At 40.7% G+C, this 21,188-nt stretch carries 17 protein-coding genes; 8 read left to right on the top strand and 9 right to left on the bottom strand.

The features are described from left to right. Position 1 precedes the first annotated feature (1 nt). The 3 genes from BVH04_RS13275 to BVH04_RS13265 are packed head-to-tail and all read right to left on the bottom strand — an operon-like array spanning position 2 to position 3,575. Positions 2–298, bottom strand: coding sequence for a hypothetical protein (locus BVH04_RS13275; protein ID WP_086541955.1), 297 nt, complete (start codon positions 296–298; stop codon positions 2–4). Positions 299–325: 27 nt separating this feature from the next. Continuing rightward, positions 326–928 (bottom strand): ribonuclease HII, encoded by a 603-nt coding sequence (locus BVH04_RS13270; protein WP_205635850.1) that lies wholly within the window; start codon positions 926–928, stop codon positions 326–328. Beyond that, the gene (locus BVH04_RS13265; protein WP_086541954.1) at positions 900–3,575 is read right to left on the bottom strand and encodes an MGH1-like glycoside hydrolase domain-containing protein; all 2,676 of its coding nucleotides are present in this window, start codon (positions 3,573–3,575) and stop codon (positions 900–902) included. Before BVH04_RS13265 ends, BVH04_RS13270 begins: the two co-directional genes overlap by 29 nt. Positions 3,576–3,887: 312 nt before the next feature. On the opposite strand from BVH04_RS13265, the gene BVH04_RS13260 reads away from it, so the two are divergent. The 3 genes from BVH04_RS13260 (at position 3,888) to BVH04_RS25485 (ending at position 6,582) form a co-directional block, all read left to right on the top strand. After that, positions 3,888–4,256, top strand: coding sequence for a BlaI/MecI/CopY family transcriptional regulator (locus tag BVH04_RS13260; protein WP_086541953.1), 369 nt, complete (start codon positions 3,888–3,890; stop codon positions 4,254–4,256). Beyond that, positions 4,256–6,319 carry a M56 family metallopeptidase gene (locus tag BVH04_RS13255; RefSeq protein ID WP_086541952.1) on the top strand — a complete coding sequence of 688 codons (2,064 nt, stop codon included), beginning with the start codon at positions 4,256–4,258 and terminating at the stop codon, positions 6,317–6,319. Before BVH04_RS13260 ends, BVH04_RS13255 begins: the two co-directional genes overlap by 1 nt. 77 nt (positions 6,320–6,396) lie before the next feature. Further along, the gene (locus tag BVH04_RS25485; RefSeq protein ID WP_147303441.1) at positions 6,397–6,582 is read left to right on the top strand and encodes a hypothetical protein; all 186 of its coding nucleotides are present in this window, start codon (positions 6,397–6,399) and stop codon (positions 6,580–6,582) included. A gap of 122 nt (positions 6,583–6,704) precedes the next feature. Here BVH04_RS25485 and BVH04_RS13250 read toward each other — a convergent pair whose 3' ends face one another. Both BVH04_RS13250 and BVH04_RS13245 read right to left on the bottom strand, forming a co-directional pair. After that, positions 6,705–7,820, bottom strand: coding sequence for a glycosyltransferase family protein (locus BVH04_RS13250; RefSeq protein ID WP_086541951.1), 1,116 nt, complete (start codon positions 7,818–7,820; stop codon positions 6,705–6,707). Beyond that, on the bottom strand, positions 7,817–8,692 hold the full coding sequence (locus tag BVH04_RS13245; RefSeq protein WP_086541950.1) for a UDP-2,3-diacylglucosamine diphosphatase: 876 nt from the start codon (positions 8,690–8,692) through the stop codon (positions 7,817–7,819). Before BVH04_RS13245 ends, BVH04_RS13250 begins: the two co-directional genes overlap by 4 nt. A gap of 298 nt (positions 8,693–8,990) precedes the next feature. Between BVH04_RS13245 and BVH04_RS13240 the strand changes: the two genes are divergently transcribed. From BVH04_RS13240 to BVH04_RS26385, 4 genes are all read left to right on the top strand, one after another. After that, the gene (locus tag BVH04_RS13240) at positions 8,991–11,441 is read left to right on the top strand and encodes a S9 family peptidase (RefSeq protein ID WP_240510924.1); all 2,451 of its coding nucleotides are present in this window, start codon (positions 8,991–8,993) and stop codon (positions 11,439–11,441) included. A gap of 352 nt (positions 11,442–11,793) precedes the next feature. Then, positions 11,794–12,543, top strand: coding sequence for an SDR family NAD(P)-dependent oxidoreductase (locus tag BVH04_RS13235; RefSeq protein WP_205635849.1), 750 nt, complete (start codon positions 11,794–11,796; stop codon positions 12,541–12,543). A gap of 563 nt (positions 12,544–13,106) precedes the next feature. After that, positions 13,107–13,409: a hypothetical protein gene (locus BVH04_RS13230; RefSeq protein ID WP_086541947.1), complete on the top strand. Its 303-nt coding sequence runs from the start codon at positions 13,107–13,109 to the stop codon at positions 13,407–13,409. Positions 13,410–13,412: 3 nt separating this feature from the next. Continuing rightward, positions 13,413–13,667, top strand: a complete 255-nt coding sequence (locus BVH04_RS26385) for a TFIIB-type zinc ribbon-containing protein (RefSeq protein WP_086541946.1) — start codon at positions 13,413–13,415, stop codon at positions 13,665–13,667. Between the two features lie 302 nt (positions 13,668–13,969). On the opposite strand, the gene BVH04_RS13220 is transcribed toward BVH04_RS26385, so the two are convergent. After that, positions 13,970–16,183, bottom strand: a complete 2,214-nt coding sequence (locus BVH04_RS13220; RefSeq protein WP_086541945.1) for a nitric-oxide reductase large subunit — start codon at positions 16,181–16,183, stop codon at positions 13,970–13,972. 139 nt (positions 16,184–16,322) lie between these two features. Further along, a complete protein-coding gene (locus BVH04_RS13215) occupies positions 16,323–16,760 on the bottom strand; it encodes an RrF2 family transcriptional regulator (RefSeq protein ID WP_086541944.1) in 438 nt (145 codons plus the stop codon). 273 nt (positions 16,761–17,033) lie between these two features. Here BVH04_RS13215 and BVH04_RS13210 point away from each other — a divergent pair, with 273 nt between their 5' ends. Continuing rightward, positions 17,034–17,684: a bifunctional 4-hydroxy-2-oxoglutarate aldolase/2-dehydro-3-deoxy-phosphogluconate aldolase gene (locus BVH04_RS13210; RefSeq protein WP_086541943.1), complete on the top strand. Its 651-nt coding sequence runs from the start codon at positions 17,034–17,036 to the stop codon at positions 17,682–17,684. Positions 17,685–17,890: 206 nt separating this feature from the next. Here the strand turns inward: BVH04_RS13210 and BVH04_RS13205 are convergent, their stop codons facing one another. Continuing rightward, a complete protein-coding gene (locus tag BVH04_RS13205; RefSeq protein WP_086541942.1) occupies positions 17,891–18,751 on the bottom strand; it encodes an ROK family protein in 861 nt (286 codons plus the stop codon). 87 nt (positions 18,752–18,838) lie between these two features. Further along, positions 18,839–21,166, bottom strand: a complete 2,328-nt coding sequence (locus tag BVH04_RS13200; RefSeq protein ID WP_086541941.1) for a PIG-L family deacetylase — start codon at positions 21,164–21,166, stop codon at positions 18,839–18,841. Between the last annotated feature and the right edge of the window lie 22 nt (positions 21,167–21,188).

Raw genomic sequence — 21,188 nt, 5'->3', positions numbered from 1 at the left:
TCTATACTTGATTTACTTCATCATCCGAGATTGAATTGAGATTCTGGAGGGAATCTATCGTACGCCGGATTTCATTAATCGTCTTGGCAATTAACTGAACGTTGATGTCAGCAGAAGTCTCCAGGTGATTTATGCTGAATTTATAAACATCGCCTATTTCAAAAGCTGCTTCTATATCCTTCCATTCATTATTCATAAACAAGCTTATCCCTGAATTAAAAATCATCTCATCGCATTTTTCCAGGGTATGGATAGCGTCTATGATATTTTGCCTGTAAGATGTTATTTCGTCTTGCATGGTTTGTTTGGTAGCTCTGGTTGAAAGCTAAATATTCAATACCAATTGCCCCTTCAATAACCTAAAACTTTTCCTATGCCAGATGCAGTCTCCATGAAGTTCGATTCCTGATCTGTGCGCTTGGGTGGGGTAACCGGCATTTCGCTCCCAAGCATAGTTAGGAAAATCCAGAGAAAGTTCCTCCATGAATTTATCCCGATGGACTTTTGCCAAAATAGAAGCAGCTGCAATACTTGCGTATTTGCCGTCTCCCTTGATCACGCAGGTATAGGGAATTGTCAAATTGGATTTCCAGCGATTACCGTCGATCAGCAAATGCTTAGGTAGGAGGCTAAGGCCTTGAACTGCCCGTGTCATGGCCAGAAATGAGGCATTCAGAATATTGATCTTGTCGATTTCCTCTACGCTTGCTTCAGCGATTTGCCAAGCCAGTGCTTTGTCTTTAATTTCTTCGATCAGATCTTCGCGTTGCTTTTTGCGCAGCTTCTTAGAATCGTTGATCCATGGATTAGAATAATCGGCGGGTAAAATCACTGCCGCTGCAACTACTGGCCCAGCCAGACATCCCCGCCCGACTTCATCACATCCTGCTTCTATGCGATTAGCTTCTAAAAAGGGTTTTAGAATCATGATCCTTGTCCTCTCTGATTTTATAAAACTTGTGAATCATCTCTGTCACTAGGCCTGTCCAGCCTGTCTGGTGAGATGCGCCTAAGCCCGCGCCACTGTCTCCGTGGAAATACTCGTAGAAGAGAATATAATCCTTGAAGTGCGGGTCTTCCTGAAATTTTTTATGGCTGGCACCAAACACAGGCCGATTTCCATTTGTATCCTTCATGAAAATCCGCATGCAGCGAAGCGAAAGCTCCTTGGCAATGATGTCCATAGTCATAAATTTGCCCGAGCCCGTAGGGTATTCTATCGAGAAATCGCCTCCATAGTAGAAGTCAAATTTCTTAAGTGATTCTATGACTAAGAAATTGATGGGAAACCAAATCGGACCTCGCCAGTTGGAATTACCACCAAACATCACTGTATCCGATTCGCCTGGTGTATATTTTACAGAAAGCATTTCTCCATTTATCTTCATGGAGTAGGGGTTTTTCTCGTGATATTTTGATAGCGATCTGATTCCGTAGTCACTGAGGAATTCATCAGAGTCTAGCATTTTCGTCAACACGCTTTTCATTCTATGTCCTCTCAAAAGAGAAAATAGCCTACGCTTGTCATGTCCCGGCTGGATCCAGCTGGAAACTAGTGCTGCTAATTTTGGCTTTTCCCTAAGGAAAAAATCCAGTCGCTTTTTGAATTCTTTAAGGTTATCAAAGAGATCTTCCCGTATAGGTTCCACAGCGAAAAGTGGAATCAAGCCAACAATGGAGCGCACTTTCATTTTTCTAGGCTCTTTGCCGGGAATATGAAAAACGTCATAGAAGAAATTGTCCTCATCATCCCAAAGAGAAATATGCTCTTCGGAGATGTTGCTCATAGCTCCGGCTATGTAAAGGAAGTGCTCCAGGAACTTAGTGGCGGTGAACTGATATACAGTATTGAACTCGCATAAATCCAGAGAAATTCTCAGCAGATTCAGGGAGAACATCGCCATCCATGAGGTGGCATCCGCTTGCTCTAGTTTGCCGTGGTATTTCTGGGCGTGACTTCTGTCAAATACTGAAATATTATCCAAACCGAGGAAGCCACCTTCAAAGATGTTTTTTCCATCACTATCTTTCTGATTGACCCACCAGGTGAAGTTGATCATCAACTTATGCAAGGCTCGCTCCAGAAACTCGTGATCGCCTACGCCATTATTTGCTTTTTTGTCAATCTGGTAAACACGCTGAACGGCCCAAGCAAGGACTGGCGGATTTACATCAGAGAAATTCCACTCATAGGCAGGTATCTGTCCGTTGGGATGCATATACCATTCGTTCAGGAGCAGGAGGAGTTGGGACTTAGCAAATTCAGGGTCTAATCTTGCCAAAGGAATTGTATGAAAAGCAAGATCCCAAGCCGCATACCAAGGGTATTCCCATTTATCAGGCATGGAGATGACGTCATAATTCTGCAAATGACGCCATTCACTGTTTCTGCCTTTTTTTCGTGAAACTGGGGGTTTGAATCGACCAGGATCTCCTTCCAGCCATCGCTCTACATCGTAATAATAAAACTGCTTAGACCACATCATGCCTGCATAAGCCTGACGTTGGATATTTACTAAATCCGAATCGGTTACTCTTTCCTGAAGATTATCATAGAATTCGTCAGCTTCCTTTTTTCGTTTCTCCAGACAGGTGTCGCAGATTTCCAGAGGATTATCATCTATCTGATGCTGCATGCGGAGTTTTACCTGTCTGCTTTCGCCTGCTGGTATAGTGATCTCATAGATAGCGGCCGCCTTAGTTCCTGTATTATCGGGGTTAATATGACTGGAATCACCCTGAACCACAAAGTCATTGATCGCATCTTTCAGAAATTTTTTCTCATTTCCGATGTTATAGATTCGTTCGCGGTTTGTTTCGTTATCACAAAATTTCAGTTCAGGATCTCCATCAAAGGTGATCGAATAATTGCCTGATTTCGGGTTGAAAGCTTTGATGGTTTTGTCATCCTTTTTAGTAATCTTAGGCATAAATGGTTCATGCCCAGTAAGCCAGGTTTTGCGAAACCAAAGCGTAGGCATCACCCAGATTTTGGCTTCCTCCGGGCCACGGTTGTGAATAGTCGCTACAGCAATAATGTCTTCTACGTCTTGCTTTGCATACTCGATGAAGATGTCGAAGTATTTGTCCTGGTCAAAAAGTCCCGTGTCAATCAATTCATATTCTGGGTCTTTTTTGCCTCGTTTGCTATTCTCTTCCAAAAGGTGCTGGTACGGAAACTCGGCTTGAGGATACTTATAAAGCATCTTCATGTAGCTATGCGTAGGGGTGGAGTCTAGGTAGTAGTAGATTTCCTTCACATCCTCACCGTGATTGCCTTGATTTCCTGTTAGGCCAAAAAGGCGCTCTTTCAGATAAGGATCTTTGCCATTCCAAAAAGCCCAGGCCAGGCAAAACTTCTGTTTGTTGTCAGAGATGCCACCGATTCCTTCCTCTCCCCATCGGTAAGCCTTACTCCGGGCATCGTCATGGGTGACGTTTTCCCAAGCCGATCCATCCGGGCTATAGTCTTCACGCACTGTTCCCCATTGTCTTTCAGTGAGGTAAGGACCCCATTTCTTCCAATGTTTGGTGAAATTTTTATCTTCTTGTAATCGTATATTCTCGGCTGACATGTAATTTCTCTACGGGCAATCTTTTAAATTTTCAATCTCTATTAATTATAGTCTAAAATCAGACCATCAATCAATGGACAGAAATGAATTTTTTGATTTGCTAATGAATGATGCTTTTCGTTCAATTGATGAACAGGGGGTGAGTCGGGAATGTTTAGGTTTCCCAACCCACAAAGATTCATATAAAATTATTGAATTGCTGGTAGGATGCTAAAAAAGTGTGAATACAAATTAATAATTGTGATTTCACATCTACACTTGTAGATGTAAATTATTGTTCTACATTTGTAGATGTAATTTGATCTAAAGGCTATGAAACTATCTAGAACAGAGGAAGAACTGATGAACCATCTGTGGAGGCTTAAGCGAGCTTTTATGAAGGACTTATTAGATGCTTATGAAAATCCCAAACCAGCTACTACCACTATCTCTACGCTATTGAAGCGTATGCAGGAAAAGGAATTCGTAGGCTATGAAGCTGCAGGGAAGCTCCGCGAATATTATCCGTTAGTCACGAAGGAAAGTTATTTTTCAAAGCACCTCAAAGGTCTGATCAAAAACTTCTTTAACGATTCGCCAGCACAGTTTGCCTCTTTTTTCACCAAAAAGGGCGAACTCTCCGAGGAGGAATTATTAGATCTTAAGAGTATAATCGAAGACCAGCTAAATCAGAAAAAATAATGGTTTACTTACTTAAATCCATAGCCTGTTTGCTTATTTTACTTTTTGTACACCGATTGCTTTTGCAGCGGGAAGCGATGCATAGATTCAACAGGTTTTTCCTGCTTTTTTCGGTAGTCGCTTCTTTTCTGATTCCTCTCTATACGATTGAGGTTCACCATGAAATTGCGGAGCCAATTGAGTTAGTCTCAGAACCGATTTTTTTCGAATCATCATCAGAATCTTTATCTGAAGATTTACCTGTTTTTGTGGCTGTAGAGAAGACTCAGTTTAATTGGGAAAATCTGTTTATCGGTATTTATATCCTGATTTCTATGATCTTTTTGTTTCGTTTTGTCCGAAATATCAAGATTCTTGTCAATCAAATTCAGCGAAATGTCAAGATCATTTACAGGGATCAAACCTTGGTTTTGCTCAAAGGAGATTCCCTTCCTTATTCTTTTCTGAAATACATTTTCGTAGCTGAATCACATCTGGAAAACGGGAAGTTTACCGATGCTGTTTTTGATCATGAGCGTACGCATATTGAGGAGAAGCACAGCTGGGATATTCTATTTATTGAAGGGTTGCTAGTACCGCTGTGGTTTCATCCTGGGCTGTATTGGGCCAAGGCAACCATTAAACTCAATCATGAATTTATAGCAGATGCAGCGGCTTTGCGCAGCACTTCTCTGGAAAAATACGAGAGCCAACTCTTAGCTATGATGCTTTCAGGGCAGAAGTATGGTTTGGCAAGTAGTTTGAATTTTTCATTAACCAAAAAACGATTTGAAATGATGAAACGTAAATCAAGGAGTTCGAATAGTTGGATCAAGGTTTTGGTCTTGTTACCTGTTTTAGGTATGCTGGTATACTTTTTCAGTGAAAGGGTGACCGCTGAAGCGGATAGTGACCCTGCAATGCCTGAAGTGTATGTAAACGCTTCAAATACAATATATGATGATGACATAGACTATGATCTTACTCTTGAATTAAAGCCAAATGGTGCGATCTTTCTTGAAAATCAAGAATATGGAATTGATGCATTAAAAGAAATGATCCTTATGAAGAAGGCTGCAAAAGATGATTTGAAGATTAACCTGATCACTAGTTCGCGAAGTTCAATGGGAGAATTGAGTGACTTCCAGGAAATGTTAAGAGAACTTGATATTCGAAGGATTAACTATGTTTCCTATGATCAAAATCCTGTTGGAAGTGGGGTTGAACAGAATGCTGAGAAGGAAACCTATTACCGAAATGCCTCTTTTTTTGTGGAGAATGAAGCGGGAGAGTTAATTGCAAAAACTTATAACGAGCTATCAGAATCTGTAAAAACATCTTTGACGCCTCCTTTAAAAGCACCTGCTAAAAGGAAACCAAGTGGCGAAGAGTTCGAGTCTTGGAAGAACTCTGCAGATTTTGCTCTTTGGTTGGACGGAAAGGTTATTCCTAATTCTCAATTGGAGAATATGAGTACTTCAGATATAGTTTATGTCTTTAGCAGTTTTGTTCACCTAAATGCCCGTTCTGAACGATTCCCGCAGGAGTATCAGGTTAGTTTGTATAGCCATGAGGCATATGAAAGAACTTATGGTAATAAGTCCGATTTTGGTGCTCCTATGACAAAGGATCATAAACTCTATATTTATCCAGCTGCCAAGCGAGTAAATCATGGGAAGCCATGGATTAAGAAAGGAAATGAGCCTGTGGCCAAACAGCAAACTAGTGATTCAAGCAAATGGCCTCCCACAATTAAAGCAGATCGAATAAAAGATTTGCTTCAATCCTATGTAGATGCCAATTTGGCTTACGAAAAATTAAGAAACCAAGCGCCGCATTTTGTAGAGAGAACCAAAGCAGAGCAAGAGAAATTAACGGAGATGTTTTCAGACTTGGGAAGTAAATACTACCAAGTCGCTTTCAATGACAAGCCAAAAGTGGAACGCCCTATTCATCCTTTTGCACCTTACTTAAAGTTGAAATCTAAAGGTAGAGTTTATTACAAGTTGAAGGAAGATTTGACTGCTGAGGAAGTTAGTCAATTGCCAACACCTCCGCCCATGGCTAATCCTAAGAAAAAGTAGAGGCCTATAAGAAACTTTATTATCAATATGGATTGAAATATAATGAAGGCTGAAATAATTCACATAAGTCACCAGAAATGCGTGAAACGATGTATCAACTATATAATGAGCTACAGGATAAATACCTGGCCATGGAACCGGTACAGAAAAGACAAGTGAAAATGGTGAATTTTCCTTATATCCGATTGGAGGAAAATGGTTTGATGATATTTAAGGCTACAGACGAGCTAAGTCCTGAACAAAAATTATTGACAGGCTGCTAGCACTATTGGAAGCGTAATATGACCTGGGTTTAACCTGCCAGGTTTTTCTATCAGAATTGAACAAATTAAAACAAGTGTACTGATGAGATTGGCGTAATCCTGGCAGGTTTTGGTTATTCAACTCATGAAAATGACTGAGTCAGATATACTTCTGGTTCAGTCATTTTTGTTTCTGGGAGGATTTGTTGGAATGTCTGTGGCCAGGTATTTACCCAACCTTGAATAGATGTATCAGCTGTAAATTTCGTTTGTATTACCTTTTCGAGCTTTGAAAAATCAAAATTGGCTGAGGTAATACCCGCTCCAGAATGCACGGTGTCCAGCGCATTGCACGCTTGCTCATATTGACCTTTGATGGGAATCACCATCACGGGCTTTCCCAGATACATCGCTTCACAAATTGACTCAAAACCAGCTGTGCTGATTAGCCCTTTACAAGCGGCCATGTCTCGAAGGAAGTTCTTGTCATGAACTCTGTGAAAACTAAGATTTGGCAATGGAAACTCAGTTTCTGCGGCATCCTTTTTATCCCAATAAGCGCGGATTTGAAGCGACGGATTAGCTTTTGCATAAAAGACAACTTCTTGCCCATATCCTGAATTGACCATGTAGGTTAGGAAAAAGTCTCCCTCCGTCGGTTTGAGTTTTTTCACTTCCTCTCGAAGCAGTGGCGGCACTACGGTAATCTTATCAGTAGAATCTAATTCATAGAAAGAAAGCGCAAGTTTTTGAGATGCTCCAAATGCCGTCATCCTCGTGTTGAACTTGAAAAAGAACTTGTTCAATCGGTTGGATGGAGCAAATTGGAAACTTGGGTGGTAAATCAAATATTGATGTCCGATAACCCAAAAAACTGACTTTGGACGAAAGAAGGCATAGTAAAGCCCACCCAATAAATCATAAAAATTCAGGATAATATCTGGATTTTCCGCTTTGACTACTTTGTCGATTTGTTTTAGGCTTCGCCAGAAAGTAACTGATTTTACAAGATTCTTCCGGATAGTTTTACCGATCAAAATCTTTTTTTCATCGGTATCACAAGCGAAATTTGGACTTTCCACCAAATGGATAGGGGCTGCTATTTCTCTGGAGAAAAACTCAGGAATTGAACGCCGCTTACTTTTCCCAAGTATCACCCCTGTCAATTCGTGCCCTTGCTTTTTGAGCATGTGGGAAAAAGCGATGGCCTGCGTCATGTGACCACGACCTTCTCCCTGAACTATAAACAGGAATTTCATTGGATGGAAGTAATAGCTGGTGGCTCCAGATCGTCTTTTGGCTTTTCGAAGGAAACTTCTCTCATCGGAATGATCGAAGCTTCGGGTTTGCCTATGAAGAATTGCTGCAGGTTGTCGTCTTTGACTTCCTTGAAGTTGATTTCGTTGTAGTAGATCAACTGCCAGTTGCCTTCATGATCCTCCGCCAATGCACTCATAGTCTCCACCCAGTCGCCTGAATTCATGTATTGAATGCCATCTATTACCCTGTTTTCGGCTTTGTGAATATGACCACAGATGATTCCATCGCAGCCTTTGGCTTTAGCCATTTTTGAAAGCTCTTCCTCATACTGATCGATGTAGGACACCGCTGATTTGACCTTTCCTTTTACATAGTGAGAAAGAGAGAAATAAGGAAGGCCGCGCTTGATTCGGTAATGATTCACCACGCTATTCAGCCAAAGCAAAAACGTATAGCCAATATCGCCCAAGTAGGCAATCCAGCGAAGATTAGTCGTGATACTGTCAAATACGTCACCGTGAGTGATGAAGTATTTTTTGCCATGACTTTCATAGATCATGTCTTTTTGGATAGAAAGATTGCCCATCTGAAAGGGGAGAATCTGATCGAGAAAATCGTCATGATTGCCTCGGAGATAATACACCTTGGTATTATGATTCTCAATCATTTTCAGGATTCTGTTGAAAAAGCGGGTATGCTTTCTTTTCCATGAACCTGACTTCTTGAGTTGCCAGCCGTCGATGATGTCCCCGTTGAGAATGAGATTTTCACAGTTGTACTGCTTTAGAAATCGTGCGATCTCTTTGGCTTTGGCCCCTTTTGTACCCAAATGTACATCGGATACTACTATCGTTTTGAATTGGGTTTTCACGTATTATCTTGTTTTGGTTGAAAGATATAACCTCCAATTCAACTCAGTGTCAGTTCATTATTAAGAAAATAGTAAGTTTACTTAGGTTTTGAGTTCCTATGTAATCCCTATGTTAAAATGGTGTTAAAAGGGCTGTCCTAACAGCTAAAAAAATTAGTTAGTCTGGAATGGATTAGAAATGCAAGAATGCGTGGCTGATTTTATACTAGTGGTTCTTATAGTCGTAGGTGTTTAGTTTAGATTCGTTTTCCCAAACAGATCAACTATGAAGCACACTTTACTCGCATTTGTATTCTTAATGACTTTGAATACCGCCTTTTCGCAAGAGCAGGTTTACACAGGCAATTATGAATTAGCATCACGATTTTCACCTGAGAAAATGAAGAAACTGGTTTTTTCGACTTCGGTTTCTCCACATTGGTTGAAAAAGTCAGACCGCTTTTGGTACGAATACAAAACCAGCGCAGGCAACAACTGGTATCTTGTGGATCCGGCAAGAAAGAGCAAATCCCAACTTTTCGACAAGGATAAACTGGCTATGGAAATCACCAAAATCACTAAAGACCCTGTAGATGGACAGCACCTGGAGCTTGAAGATTTGAAATTTCTGGAAGATGAAAATACGATCAAATTCAAAGTGAAAGGGACAGAGGAAGTGTTGAAAAAGGACTGGGCAGAGATCAAGGAAAAAGATAAGAGCAAGAAGGATTCTATGGAGAAGAAGACTTTTGTCTTTCACTACACTATCAGCACCCAGCAGCTTACAGAGATCAAAGATGCCCCAGAGGATCCAGAACGGATGTCTTGGGCGAATATTTCCCCTGATTCATCCAAAGTCGTTTTTGCGAAGCATAATAATCTCTTTTGGATGGACAAGGAGAATTTTCTGAAAGCTGTAAAAGATGAAAAGGATAGCACGATAGTAGAAAATCAGATCACTGAAGATGGAGAAGAAGACTTCGGGTACGGCTCCAATGGAAGAGGAGAGGATAATGAGGAAGTGGAGAAAAATAAGGACAAAAGAAAGCGCGCCGGAGTGCTGTGGAATGATGCTTCCACGCAATTTGTCACTTCGAGATCTGACGATAGAAAGGTAAAAGACCTCTGGGTGCTACACAATACGCGTGACCCAAGGCCAACTTTGGAGACTTACAAATATCCAATGCCAGGGGATAAAGAGCAGCCCATAGAATTTGTGTATCATTACTCCTTTGCTACAGAGGAAATGAAGCACCTGCCTATGCCTACGTTCAAAGATCAAACAGTCAACATCTATTCAACTCCTGCGCCTGCAAATGCACGGGATGATGATTTCAGAGCTTCAACTTGGCTTGGTGATGAAGATGAATTCTATTTCGGTATTACCTCCAGAGATTTGAAAAAGGTGGACATCGCCAGATGGAATCTAAGCACAGGCACCAAAGAAGTAGTAATCGAGGAGCGAAGCAATGCGTACATAGATTTCGCCAGACCAGAACTGGTGAATGGTGGGGATGAGTTGATATTTTGGTCTGAGCGCGACGGATGGGGACATTTCTATTTGTATGGAAAAGATGGAACACTGAAAAGACAATTAACTTCAGGCGCATTCCATACCGATCGTGTGGAGCGAGTGGATGAGAAGGGAAGACGGTTGTTCTTCGTGGCAAATGGCCGTGAAAATGGAGAGGATCCTTATTACGAGCATTTGTATTCGGTAAGTTTGGATGGTGGAGCAGTTACACTTTTGAACAAGGGTGATTTCAATCATACCTCAGATATGAATGATGCTGGAAGCTACTTTGTGAATACTTTTTCCAGAGTAAACACTACTCCAGTATCTGTCTTACTGGATAGAAATGGAGGCAAAGTAATGGATCTGGAAACTGCTGATTTGTCCAATCTTTTTGCCGCAGGCTATCAATTCCCAGAGCCATTTACCTTCAAAGCGGATGATGGAATCACAGATCTATATGGCGTGATGTACAAGCCTTTTGATTTTGACTCGACTCGTCAGTATCCGATCATCGAATATGTATATCCAGGACCACAAACGGAAGCTGTAGATAAAGCATTTTCTGCGCGAATGGATCGTACAGATCGATTGGCGCAGTTTGGTTTTGTAGTGATCACTTTGGGAAACAGAGGTGGTCATCCAGGTCGCTCAAAGTGGTATCATAACTACGGTTATGGAGATTTGAGAGATTATGGGTTGGCGGATAAAAAGGCTGCTATCGAGCAATTGGCTGACCGGTTCAATTATATTGACAGGTCGAAAGTTGGGATTCATGGACATTCTGGAGGTGGATTTATGTCCACTGCGGCGATGTTGGTTTATCCTGATATTTTCAAGGTGGCAGTTTCCTCCGCAGGAAATCACGAAAACAATATCTACAACCGCTGGTGGTCTGAAAAACACCACGGTGTGAAGGAACAGATCAATGCCAAAGGTGATACTACTTTCTTCTATCAGATCGAAAAAAATCCTGATTTAGCCAAAAATCTAAAAGGACATCTGATGCTATCGCATGGCGACGTGGATAATAATGTGCATCCTGCAAATTCTATCCGAATGGCGAATACCTTGATGAAGGCTGGAAAACGATTTGACTTTGTGATGCTTCCGGGTCAACGCCATGGCTATGGCGAGATGGCAGAGTATTTCTTCTGGAGAATGGGGGATTATTTTGTGCAGCATTTGCTCGGAGACAATACGCCTCCGCCAGTGGATATGATAGAAATGCAACGGGATAAACCCATGGATAAGTAACTTCTGTAACATAAGAAACATAAAAAACTGTACCTTGATTCTGTGATAGAATCGAGGTAGTCAATGCTTTGAGTAATCATGGGAAGGGAATAGCTTCCACGGCGCCACTTTTTTGTTGCGTTGATACGTTTGAAAAACAGTATTTTGATTATCTGCAATGATGCCAGTATCCATATTCTATTTGGGTTAAAGGCTGGATGACCGAAGTCGCCTGTCTGCCGGAGGCAGGGGTGACCGAAGTGGCCTAAATCCTAGAGTGGAGCTTGTTCTATAATGCTTTTATATTTTTACTGGTGCAATTGCGGATATACATATACAGTATTTATTAGATTTTAAACTAAACAATTTAATCATGGTACTAAAAGATAAAGTTGCCTATATCTCCGGTGGAGGTTCAGGAATCGGTAAAGCAATTGCAAAAGCCTATGCCCGAGAAGGAGCTAAAGTGGCGGTTTCGGATATAAATGCGGAACATGGTCAGGCAGTAGTCGATAGCATCAAGAAGTTAGGCGGAGAAGCTATTTTTATTTATGCGGATTCTTCCAAAGCAGAGGATAATAAGCGAGTAGTAGAAGAGCTTGTGGCTGCATATGGTCGACTTGACATTGCCTGCAACAATGCTGGAATCGCTGGTCCAGCAGCTTTGACAGGTGAATATGATATTGCAGGCTGGGATAAGGTGATTGCTCTAAACCTATCTGGAGTATTCTATGCATGTCGCTATCAGCTAGAACAAATGGTGAAAAACGGTGGAGGTAATATTGTAAATATTGCTTCCATTCATGGGAAAGTGGCCGCGCCAATGAGTCCAGCTTATACTGCTTCCAAACATGGAGTAGTTGGACTCACCAAAAATATCGCTGCAGAATATGGTTCAAAGAATATTCGATGTAATGCCGTAGGACCAGGATATATCGCAACGCCACTTTTGGACGATAATCTTGACGATGAGACTAAAGCTGCCATTGCAGCTAAATCAAGTATGAATCGTCTAGGCACATCTGAGGAAGTTGCAGAGCTGGTTGTATTTCTGAATTCAGACAAATCATCCTTTACTAATGGCTCATACATCATAGCTGATGGTGGATACACAGCTGTTTAAAATGGTGAAAATATTTCTCTCATGAGAATGGCAATGATAAACTCCTGACTTAAGCGATTGAGTCAGGAGTTTTTTTGAGAAGTGGGTATTTTTTTTGGGCCTTCCATATTTTATTTAACCTGTTTTTTTTAACCGCTTTTCTGTAAGTAGATAAAGTTGTCTCCTATAAAATTGAGGAAAACTTAAAATTTGGCCGTTTCAGTGTCCCTCGCCTTTTCCGGCTGGCGGGTGGAAAACCAAATTATGTAAGGCAATTAGCACTATTGCTAATAATCACAGCATTTTCAAATTAATATAAGAAAGCACATTGAATTTGTAGGGTTGAAAAAGCCAAGATTTGATAATTCTAATTATATAAAGAGGAAACCTAGGAATTAACTTTAAAATAAAATCAACCGTAACAAGCCACCAAGTAATACCGTATTTGAGCTTAATCTGACACCATCTGTAAAGCCTGAAAGATTGGCTACTATGGTAATTAGTTGGAGAGATTGGTTCCGAGTTAAAATTAACTTATGTTAACTAGATTTAATTCCTATAAATATAGTTTAAGAATATAAAATATGAAAACTCTGTTAAAAAGAAGTATTCCATTAATAATGGCGATTGGATTATTCACCTCTTGCGGTGATATGACCAAAAAAGTAGAGGATAAACTTAAAGCATTACACGCTAAAGCTGAGCAATTAGATTCTCTTGTCAATAGAGAATATGAAAGGGTATTAACTCTTGATACGTTAATTAATTTTGAAAACGAGAAAATTGAGAAGCTCGATTCCTTAATAAATAAATCTTCTTCAAGAATCGACTCTATTGCGAACAAAAAAATAGAACTATTAGAAAAAATTGTTGATAAAAAAAAGTAAAACATGAAATGTCCAAATTGTAGTGTGAACTTAGTTATGAGTGATCGCAACGGGGTAGAAATTGATTATTGTCCAGAATGTCGTGGGGTATGGCTTGATCGAGGTGAGCTTGATAAAATAATCGAACGATCCTCACAAACTGTTAAAAAGACACAGTCTGATGGCTATCGTGACACATCCTTCGATAATCGTTCTGAGAATGATTACAGGCAAAAAAGAAAGAAGGAGTCGTTTCTGGATAACTTGTTTGATTTTTAGTTATCTATTGTCCGATTGTAAGACTTGTTTTGGTCTAACAATTCGGTCTTTATTAATTTTGTGATTATACGGAATCTTGCCTGTAGAAAATTTATAGGATCGAAAATCCAAAGACACATTGATTCCGGTTTACTCCGTTCTTCGGTCTTCCAACCCATTGACAAAAGAGAATTCGCTTACTGGCAGAATAGCGTATATACTGATTAATTTATCTTATAGATTAAACATCAGATCTCGCACGGTCAATAATAAAGAAACCCCGGCGAGACATCTCGCCGGGTTTTTCTAATCTATCTGCTATCCTATTTTTTGATGCAATAAATTGTTTCTTTCACTACAAACCAGCAGAAGCAACCTATTCCTACGGAGAAGACGGTATCGCCTATCATTCTCATCCATTTGAGAATTTGGACAGTTGGGCTGTAGAGCAATTCTGAATCTCTGGCATAAGAATATCCGTGCGTGATGGAAGCGTACGCTTGGATGATTCCGATAGGCAAAAGACTCAATACCACCATCAATATCAATCCTATATTCAAAAGCCAGAATGCGTATTTGACAAGCTTTTCATTCCAATGCTGATCAGAATAGAATCTTAAGCAAATCAGGATAAAGCCCATTCCCAGCATTCCATATACTCCAAATAGCGCTGTGTGTGCGTGAACTGCCGTAGTGTTCAGACCTTGGATATAGTAAAGTGCGACAGGAGGGTTGATCAAGAAACCAAATACCCCGGCACCGATTAGATTCCAGAATGCCACTGAGATGAAGAAGAATATTGGCCACTTGTAGCGATGAATCCATTCATTTTTCTTCAATAGATTCCAGTTTTCTCTTATCTCAAATCCCATCAGCGTCAATGGTACTACTTCAAGCGCACTGAAAGTGGCTCCGAGAGCAATCGCCTGAACTGGCGTACCAGAATAGTATAAGTGATGGAGAGTTCCGATGATTCCTCCTGAGAGGAATATTGTGGCAGAAGCAATGGAAGCTTTTCCGGCAGTTTTCATGGAGATAATCTGCATTCTGGAGAAGATATAGGCGATGACCACCGTTGCAAAGACCTCAAAGAAACCTTCTACCCACAAGTGTACCAGCCACCATCTCCAATAGTTGATGACAGGCAATGAACTGTTTTCGCCGTACATCAAGCCAGAGAAGAAGAACATACCGATAGCCACTACAGAGACCATCAAGATGATGAGAATATGTTTTGATTCTGTGTTTTGTCTGATAGCGTAGAGCACATGGTGTCCTACCATAAGCACCCAGAGTACTAATCCAATCCCAAGGAATATTTGCCAGAATCGCCCAAGATCCATGTATTCATATCCTTGATGACCAAAGAAGAAGTTGGTAGTCAAATCAAGGAACTGATGAACGCCCAGCCATTCTCCCATCATGGATCCAAGAACAATTATCAGTAAAGCGACGAAGAGAAAGTTTGTGCCAAATACTTGGAATCTCATCTCCTTACCGCTGATCATAGGAGCTAGGAATAAACCTGTTGCAAGCCATGTAGCTGCTATCCAGAACACCGCCAACTGAGTATGCCAGGTTCTGGTGATAGAATAAGGCAGGAATTGTGAAAGCTCAAAACCGAAGAAAGCTTGGCCTTCTACAGTATAGTGCACTGTAAGTATTCCCAATACGATCTGCAAAGCGATCAAGAATGAAATAACAATAAAGTACTTCAAAACTGCCTTTTGAGATCGGAACATGGTCATCCCTAGCAGCGGATCAGATTCACTTTGAGTTACAGCATCACCCTTTTCATGATTTCGGAGGTAATAGTAGGTCAGAATACCGATAAAAAGGATTAGTAGTACAACGGAGAACCCTGACCAAATCTGTGAATCCGGCGTGATTGTATTGTTGATCAGCGGCTCATGCGGCCAGTTGGAAGTGTAGGTGTAGTCATGATTTGGTCTATTGGTACTAGCTGCCCAAGAAGTCCAAAAGAGAAATGCATTGAGTTGCCCAAGCTTCTCTGTATCCGTCAAGGCTCCCCTGGGAATGGCGTATTGCTCATGTCCTTCGGAAAAGATGGAAGAGTAATGCGCAGTATTTGCCTCTATGGCTGCTTTCCGCTCAGGAGAAATAGTGATTTTTCCTGTTGCCTCATCATAGGTGTTTGTTTTGATATCCTTGATCAGTCTGGCTTTCAAAGCAGCCTGCTTCTCCACGTCCAAAGATTCGTAGCTGCTTTTGAAGTCCTTCTGAGCCCAAAGCTCCAGCAGGAACAACGCTTCTCTGTGAATCCAATCGGCTGTCCAGTCAGGAGCCACATAACTGCCGTGACCCCAGATCGATCCCACTTCCATTCCTCCAATGGATTCCCAGACGTTTTGGCCTATCTGAATATCTTCCTTGGTGAGGAAAGTTTCATTTGTACCTTGAATGACTACACTCTCGGGTATGGGAGGCTGAGTTTGATAGATCTCTGTCCCCACCCAGATGAGCGCTATAAACGAAATCGAAACTACGCTTATGAATATTATCCAAATATTTCTCATGGTGTGCTTGTAATTTTTTTTCTGTTGGTGATTGATTATTAGGTTGTTGGATTTTTTTAGCTGGTTTTTGATTTCATATGGGATAGGAATTTTTATTAAAGATAAAAGGATCTAAATATCCTTTATTTAGGCAAATAGTTTACCGCTTGAGCCAGAACATGTTTTTTACGTTTTCAGTAAAGAGAATGTCTTGAAGTGTGTTAGTTTCAAACATCATTCGCAATTCCTCCTTAACCTTCACAAATTGGTTGTGCAGAGGACATGGGAAATTTTCATCGCATTGGTCTAGCCCAAGTCCACATCCGTAGAATATTTTATTACCATCCAGAATCGTGATTATTTGAATGAGCTTGATTTCCTTCATCCTAGATTCCTCTATCCTAAAACCGCCATGTGGACCTTTGATGGAAGAAATGATGTTGTTTTTCGTCAATACTTGAAGGATTTTGGCTGTAAATGCCTCTGGAGAATTGATCGCTTTGGCAATAGTTTTCAACCCCACCACTTGATTTGAAGATGATTGTTCTGCGATAAAAATAGTCGCCCTCAGTCCGTATTCACAAGATTTTGAAAACATTTGGTCCTTTATTTTGCTGGGACAAATGTAAGGTCTTTTAGATAACGGACAAGTTTGTCCGTTATAAAATATTATATTTTTTTACTTTTAGTTTGAGGATTGCAACAGCAATACGATGAGCACTTGAGAAAGTAAGAAACAGGTGCCTCAAAGAAATTATTACTTGAAGTTGAGGCAGGTGTTTTTATCTTGTAAGCGCAAGACTTCAAGGTAGTATTGCTGTTTTTCTTAAGAAAAAACAATTCGCTATTACCATAAAACAATACCTAGTATATGGGAAATTCTACTTCACTCTTTTGGGAGCGTTATCATAAGGCTCCAATTGTTGGGATAATCCGAGGACAGTCGCTAGAAACGGTTTTGAAAATCGCACAAGCCTATGCAGAGGCTGAATTTACTACGCTCGAAATCACGATGAACACTCCGGGAGCTGCATCTATTATTTCTAGGTTAAGGATTGAATTTCCATCACTCAATATAGGAGCCGGGACGGTGTGCAGTTTGAGTGATCTTCGAGAAGCTATTGATGCCAGAGCGCAGTTTATCGTAACACCTATCATCTCTGAAACTGTCATTGAGCATGCTGTAGATGAAAATATTCCGATTTTTCCAGGAGCTTTTTCACCTACAGAGATTTATAAAGCATGGACATTAGGAGCTTCTGCTGTTAAGCTTTTTCCAGCTACTCAGATGGGAGTTCAGTTTATCAAAGATGTGCTAGGGCCTTTGGATCAAGTCAAATTGCTTCCTACAGGTGGAGTTTCTAAAGATAATATCAAATCATTCTTTGAAGCTGGAGCATACGGGGTAGGGATGGGCAGTTCTTTGATTGATAAAAAGCTAGTGAGTGATGGAGATTTTGAGAGTTTGAAGAAACATTTTGTAGGCATCAAATCCGAGATCGAGGGTTTCATAAAAGTTTGATTTAGCTAATCACGTGTTGCCCAACCTCTCTGGGAAGGAAAGCAATCTGGTGACTGCATTGACCTAGGTCCAAGTCTGGATACTTTGAAACATATTCGCTGCAACCTCGCTCAAACCCACGTACACTGCGGTTGAAAGCTACTTTTACAAAAAAAAGTGGCTTTTCTGACAAAGCCACCTTAAACAAACTTCAAACCGATTTACACTTAATTACTTACTACCTCATTTTCTAATTCTACTAAGGCTACTGCACCGTGAATTGCTGTTTCGTCCATTTCTGATAGTAAAATCTCAAACCGATCAATGACAGTGGGATAACTGAATGTGGAAAGTGTTTTGAAAAGTGATCTTTTGAAAAGGGGGAAAGTTTTTCTGATAGATCCACCCAAGATTACTGCTTCAGGAGCCAAGGCATACAATATATGCTTAATTAGTTCTCCTAGATGATGACCAAATTCATCAAAAGCTCTGATAGCTACAGGATTACCAGCGAGTGCAAGTTTGGCTAGCGCTTTGGGTTTACTATGATAGTATTTTTCAAAAAACTTACCACTGCAGTAATGCTCAAAGTCATGATCTAAATAGGCTGCACTACACCATTCTCCCGCAGCAGAATTTACACCACTATAAAGGTGCCCATTGATTACGATACCACCTCCAATGCCTGTTCCCAGCGTCAGTCCCACCATATGGTTGAATTTCCTGCCCACTCCGAATTTATGCACGCCGGAGGCAAAACAATTTGCATCGTTATTTATGAAGACTGGCTTTGAAAATCGCTCAGTAAGAAACTTCTTCAATTCTACATGCTGAAACGCAGGGATATTCGAAAGCCCTAAAACTATGCCTTCTCTAGCATCTACCAAACCAGGTATGCCTACACCAATTCCCACCAAGTCGTATGACAGGTAGGTCTCAATGAATTCAGCGATAGTTTCTAGAATGAACGCTTTACTTTCTTTTGCTGGCGTAGCAATGGATCGGATATCCTCCAAATGTCCATTAATTAGCACACCACCTTTGATCCCGGTGCCTCCGATGTCTAATCCCAAAATGGCTTTTTCCATTCGCTACAAATAATATGGTTGTCAGGTTTATTACAAAAGCTGTGGCTGATAGGAATACCCATCAGTCACAGCATAGTTCAATCTTCATTAGAGCATTCCTTCTATAGATTTCTCCAGCTCTCTTGCTGTAGCTAAGAATTCTTCCACATTCATATCGCGGAAGAAAATCAGTCCATGGCTAGATCTCACTTTAGCACGATCATGCTGGTAAAAGTAGTTTTTACCGAGCAAAAGTTGGATTGAATCTAGTTGATCCACCCAGATTCTTTTGGCAACTGTACTGAATTTGCCATTGTGAGAATAACTAGGGAATGAAGCATTCACTTGGCTCATGTAGCAATTGGCGAAAGAATCTTCCATTACTGACATATCACCAAGAGAAACGGGAACGATTACATTCACCTCATGCGGCTCAAATTTGAACCAGACGTTTCTGTATCCAATGATTCTCAGTTTACTGATGTCTGCTTCTTCTCCCCACTTTTTCACCGCAGCTGCTGTGGCCTGAAGCACTTTATAGTGAGTATCTGGTCCCGATCCTTCAGGATCCAGCGTTAAACTGATTTTCGTAGGGTTTACTTTTTTGAACATTTCCACGATCGGTTCTACGTCACGATCTTTATCTGGCTGCTCGGTGAAAATATCACCCGTATAGAATCCAAGTCTCAGGTGATGGACATTTTTCACTTGTACTCCGAAGTGAGCCCAAACTAGCTCTTCTTCAAACTCGCGAATCATTCCCTTCAGTTTCTGGACTTTTGATGAGTTTTTCTCTCCATCGTAGCTATTCTTAAGGATGCTAATCACATCGTTTATTGTTTCGCGAAGTTGTGCTTTATTCTTGATACCGTATACGATAACCAACGCTCGCACCACTCTGTGACAAAGACCTCTTAAGCGTTCATCTGGATCCTCAGAGGCTACATTTGTAAGGTAATGATAGACATCCTTATCAGTTTTTAGGTTGTACCCTACTTCAAAAAAGTCTTCATAGTGAACCATTTGAATCTTACCATTGTCCAATAACTTCTTGGTAAGCTGAAGTGTGTCGATTACAAAAGTATTCGTCACAGCCGTAAAGCCAGATGTCAGCACAGAGAAGTGTGCCTCATTCGTTGGCTCATGGAGCTGATTGGTGATATGAGGTAAGATACCTAAAGAAATATCATCATGGTGTGGACCAGTGTGTAGAAGCACTTCTTCACGCTCTTGCTCTAGTCCTTTCGAAAGCTTGTTTTCAATGCTAGTCATGACCTGATTCACTGTATCCTCAGACAAATCGGGAATCAGCTTGGTATATTTATCTGCCTTGAGATCAGATAATTTTATTCTGTGGCCGTATTTTCCAAGTTTCTTGCATAGATCGATTACAGATCGCTCCGTCTTTTCCCATGTCCATTCACTTTTTTCGTAATAGGCATCTATAGAATCCGTCAGCTTCACACCTGCACCTTTGGTAACATAGAATCTGCCATTTTTCAACTTCTGAAGAACAGTACCCGGGAATACATTGTTGAGAGGAGTTTCAAGAGAATTTTTTACAATTCCTGCTTTGGCCTCACCCGCGGCGATGATAATAGCTACTGCTTCTGGATTGTACACTATCGTACCTAATCCAATAGTGATGACTAATCGATTGGAAGAAATCTCGATTCCTCCTAGGTCACCGGCAGCTACTGCTTGAGTTTCAAAATTGGTTTCTGTCAATCGAGTGACAGAGAACAAATGAGATCCTCTAGTATTAAATGCGATGTGTCCATCTGGGCCAATTCCACCTAAGAAGAAACCAATCCCACCTGCATCTCTGATTTTTTGCTCGTATTCTCCACACCATTGATCAATCATGTAGATTGATTGCTGCTGTAGTCTTTCCAAATCATTCTGTGGATCTCGGAATCTCAAGGAAAGATCAACTTTTAATTCAGGGAATATTTTACTGAAATGCAACCCATTTGCCAACGGAATCTCATCGGAATTGATCAGAATTGCTTTTTCTTTTGAAAGGCCAAAACCTTGGATATAAAACTTGTTGACGTAATCGTAAAAGCTATTATTCTGCGTGGATGAAATCGGGTAAAATTCATCAATCTGCACAAATGTAAGGTCCTTCAAAATTGGTTTCTTGGTATCTCCCAAGCCATATTTTTCCCTTACTTCTTTACCTTTTTTATTATCCCAGTTTTCAAGTAGAAACTGTGTCCATTTGATGAAAAATTCAGGTGTTTTACCTGTTGGTAAACTAATGACACCTTCTGGATTTGCAGCTGCCCATTCCAAAAATCGGCAGGCAGTGAGCAAGCCCAGTTTAGGAAAATTGTCAACTTGAAGGTATGGAATTAAGGTGCTGATCTTCTCTACACCAGATTCCTTAAGAAAACTTTTTTCAACTTCTGAAAGCGGATACTTACTTAGCATACTGTTTTGACAGGTTTATTTA

The sequence above is a fragment of the Algoriphagus antarcticus genome (genome assembly GCF_002150685.1).
GTDB classification, from domain to species: Bacteria; Bacteroidota; Bacteroidia; order Cytophagales; family Cyclobacteriaceae; genus Algoriphagus; species Algoriphagus antarcticus.
Note: the sequence above shows the minus strand (reverse complement) of the source record. Positions and strands in the feature narration are given on the sequence as shown.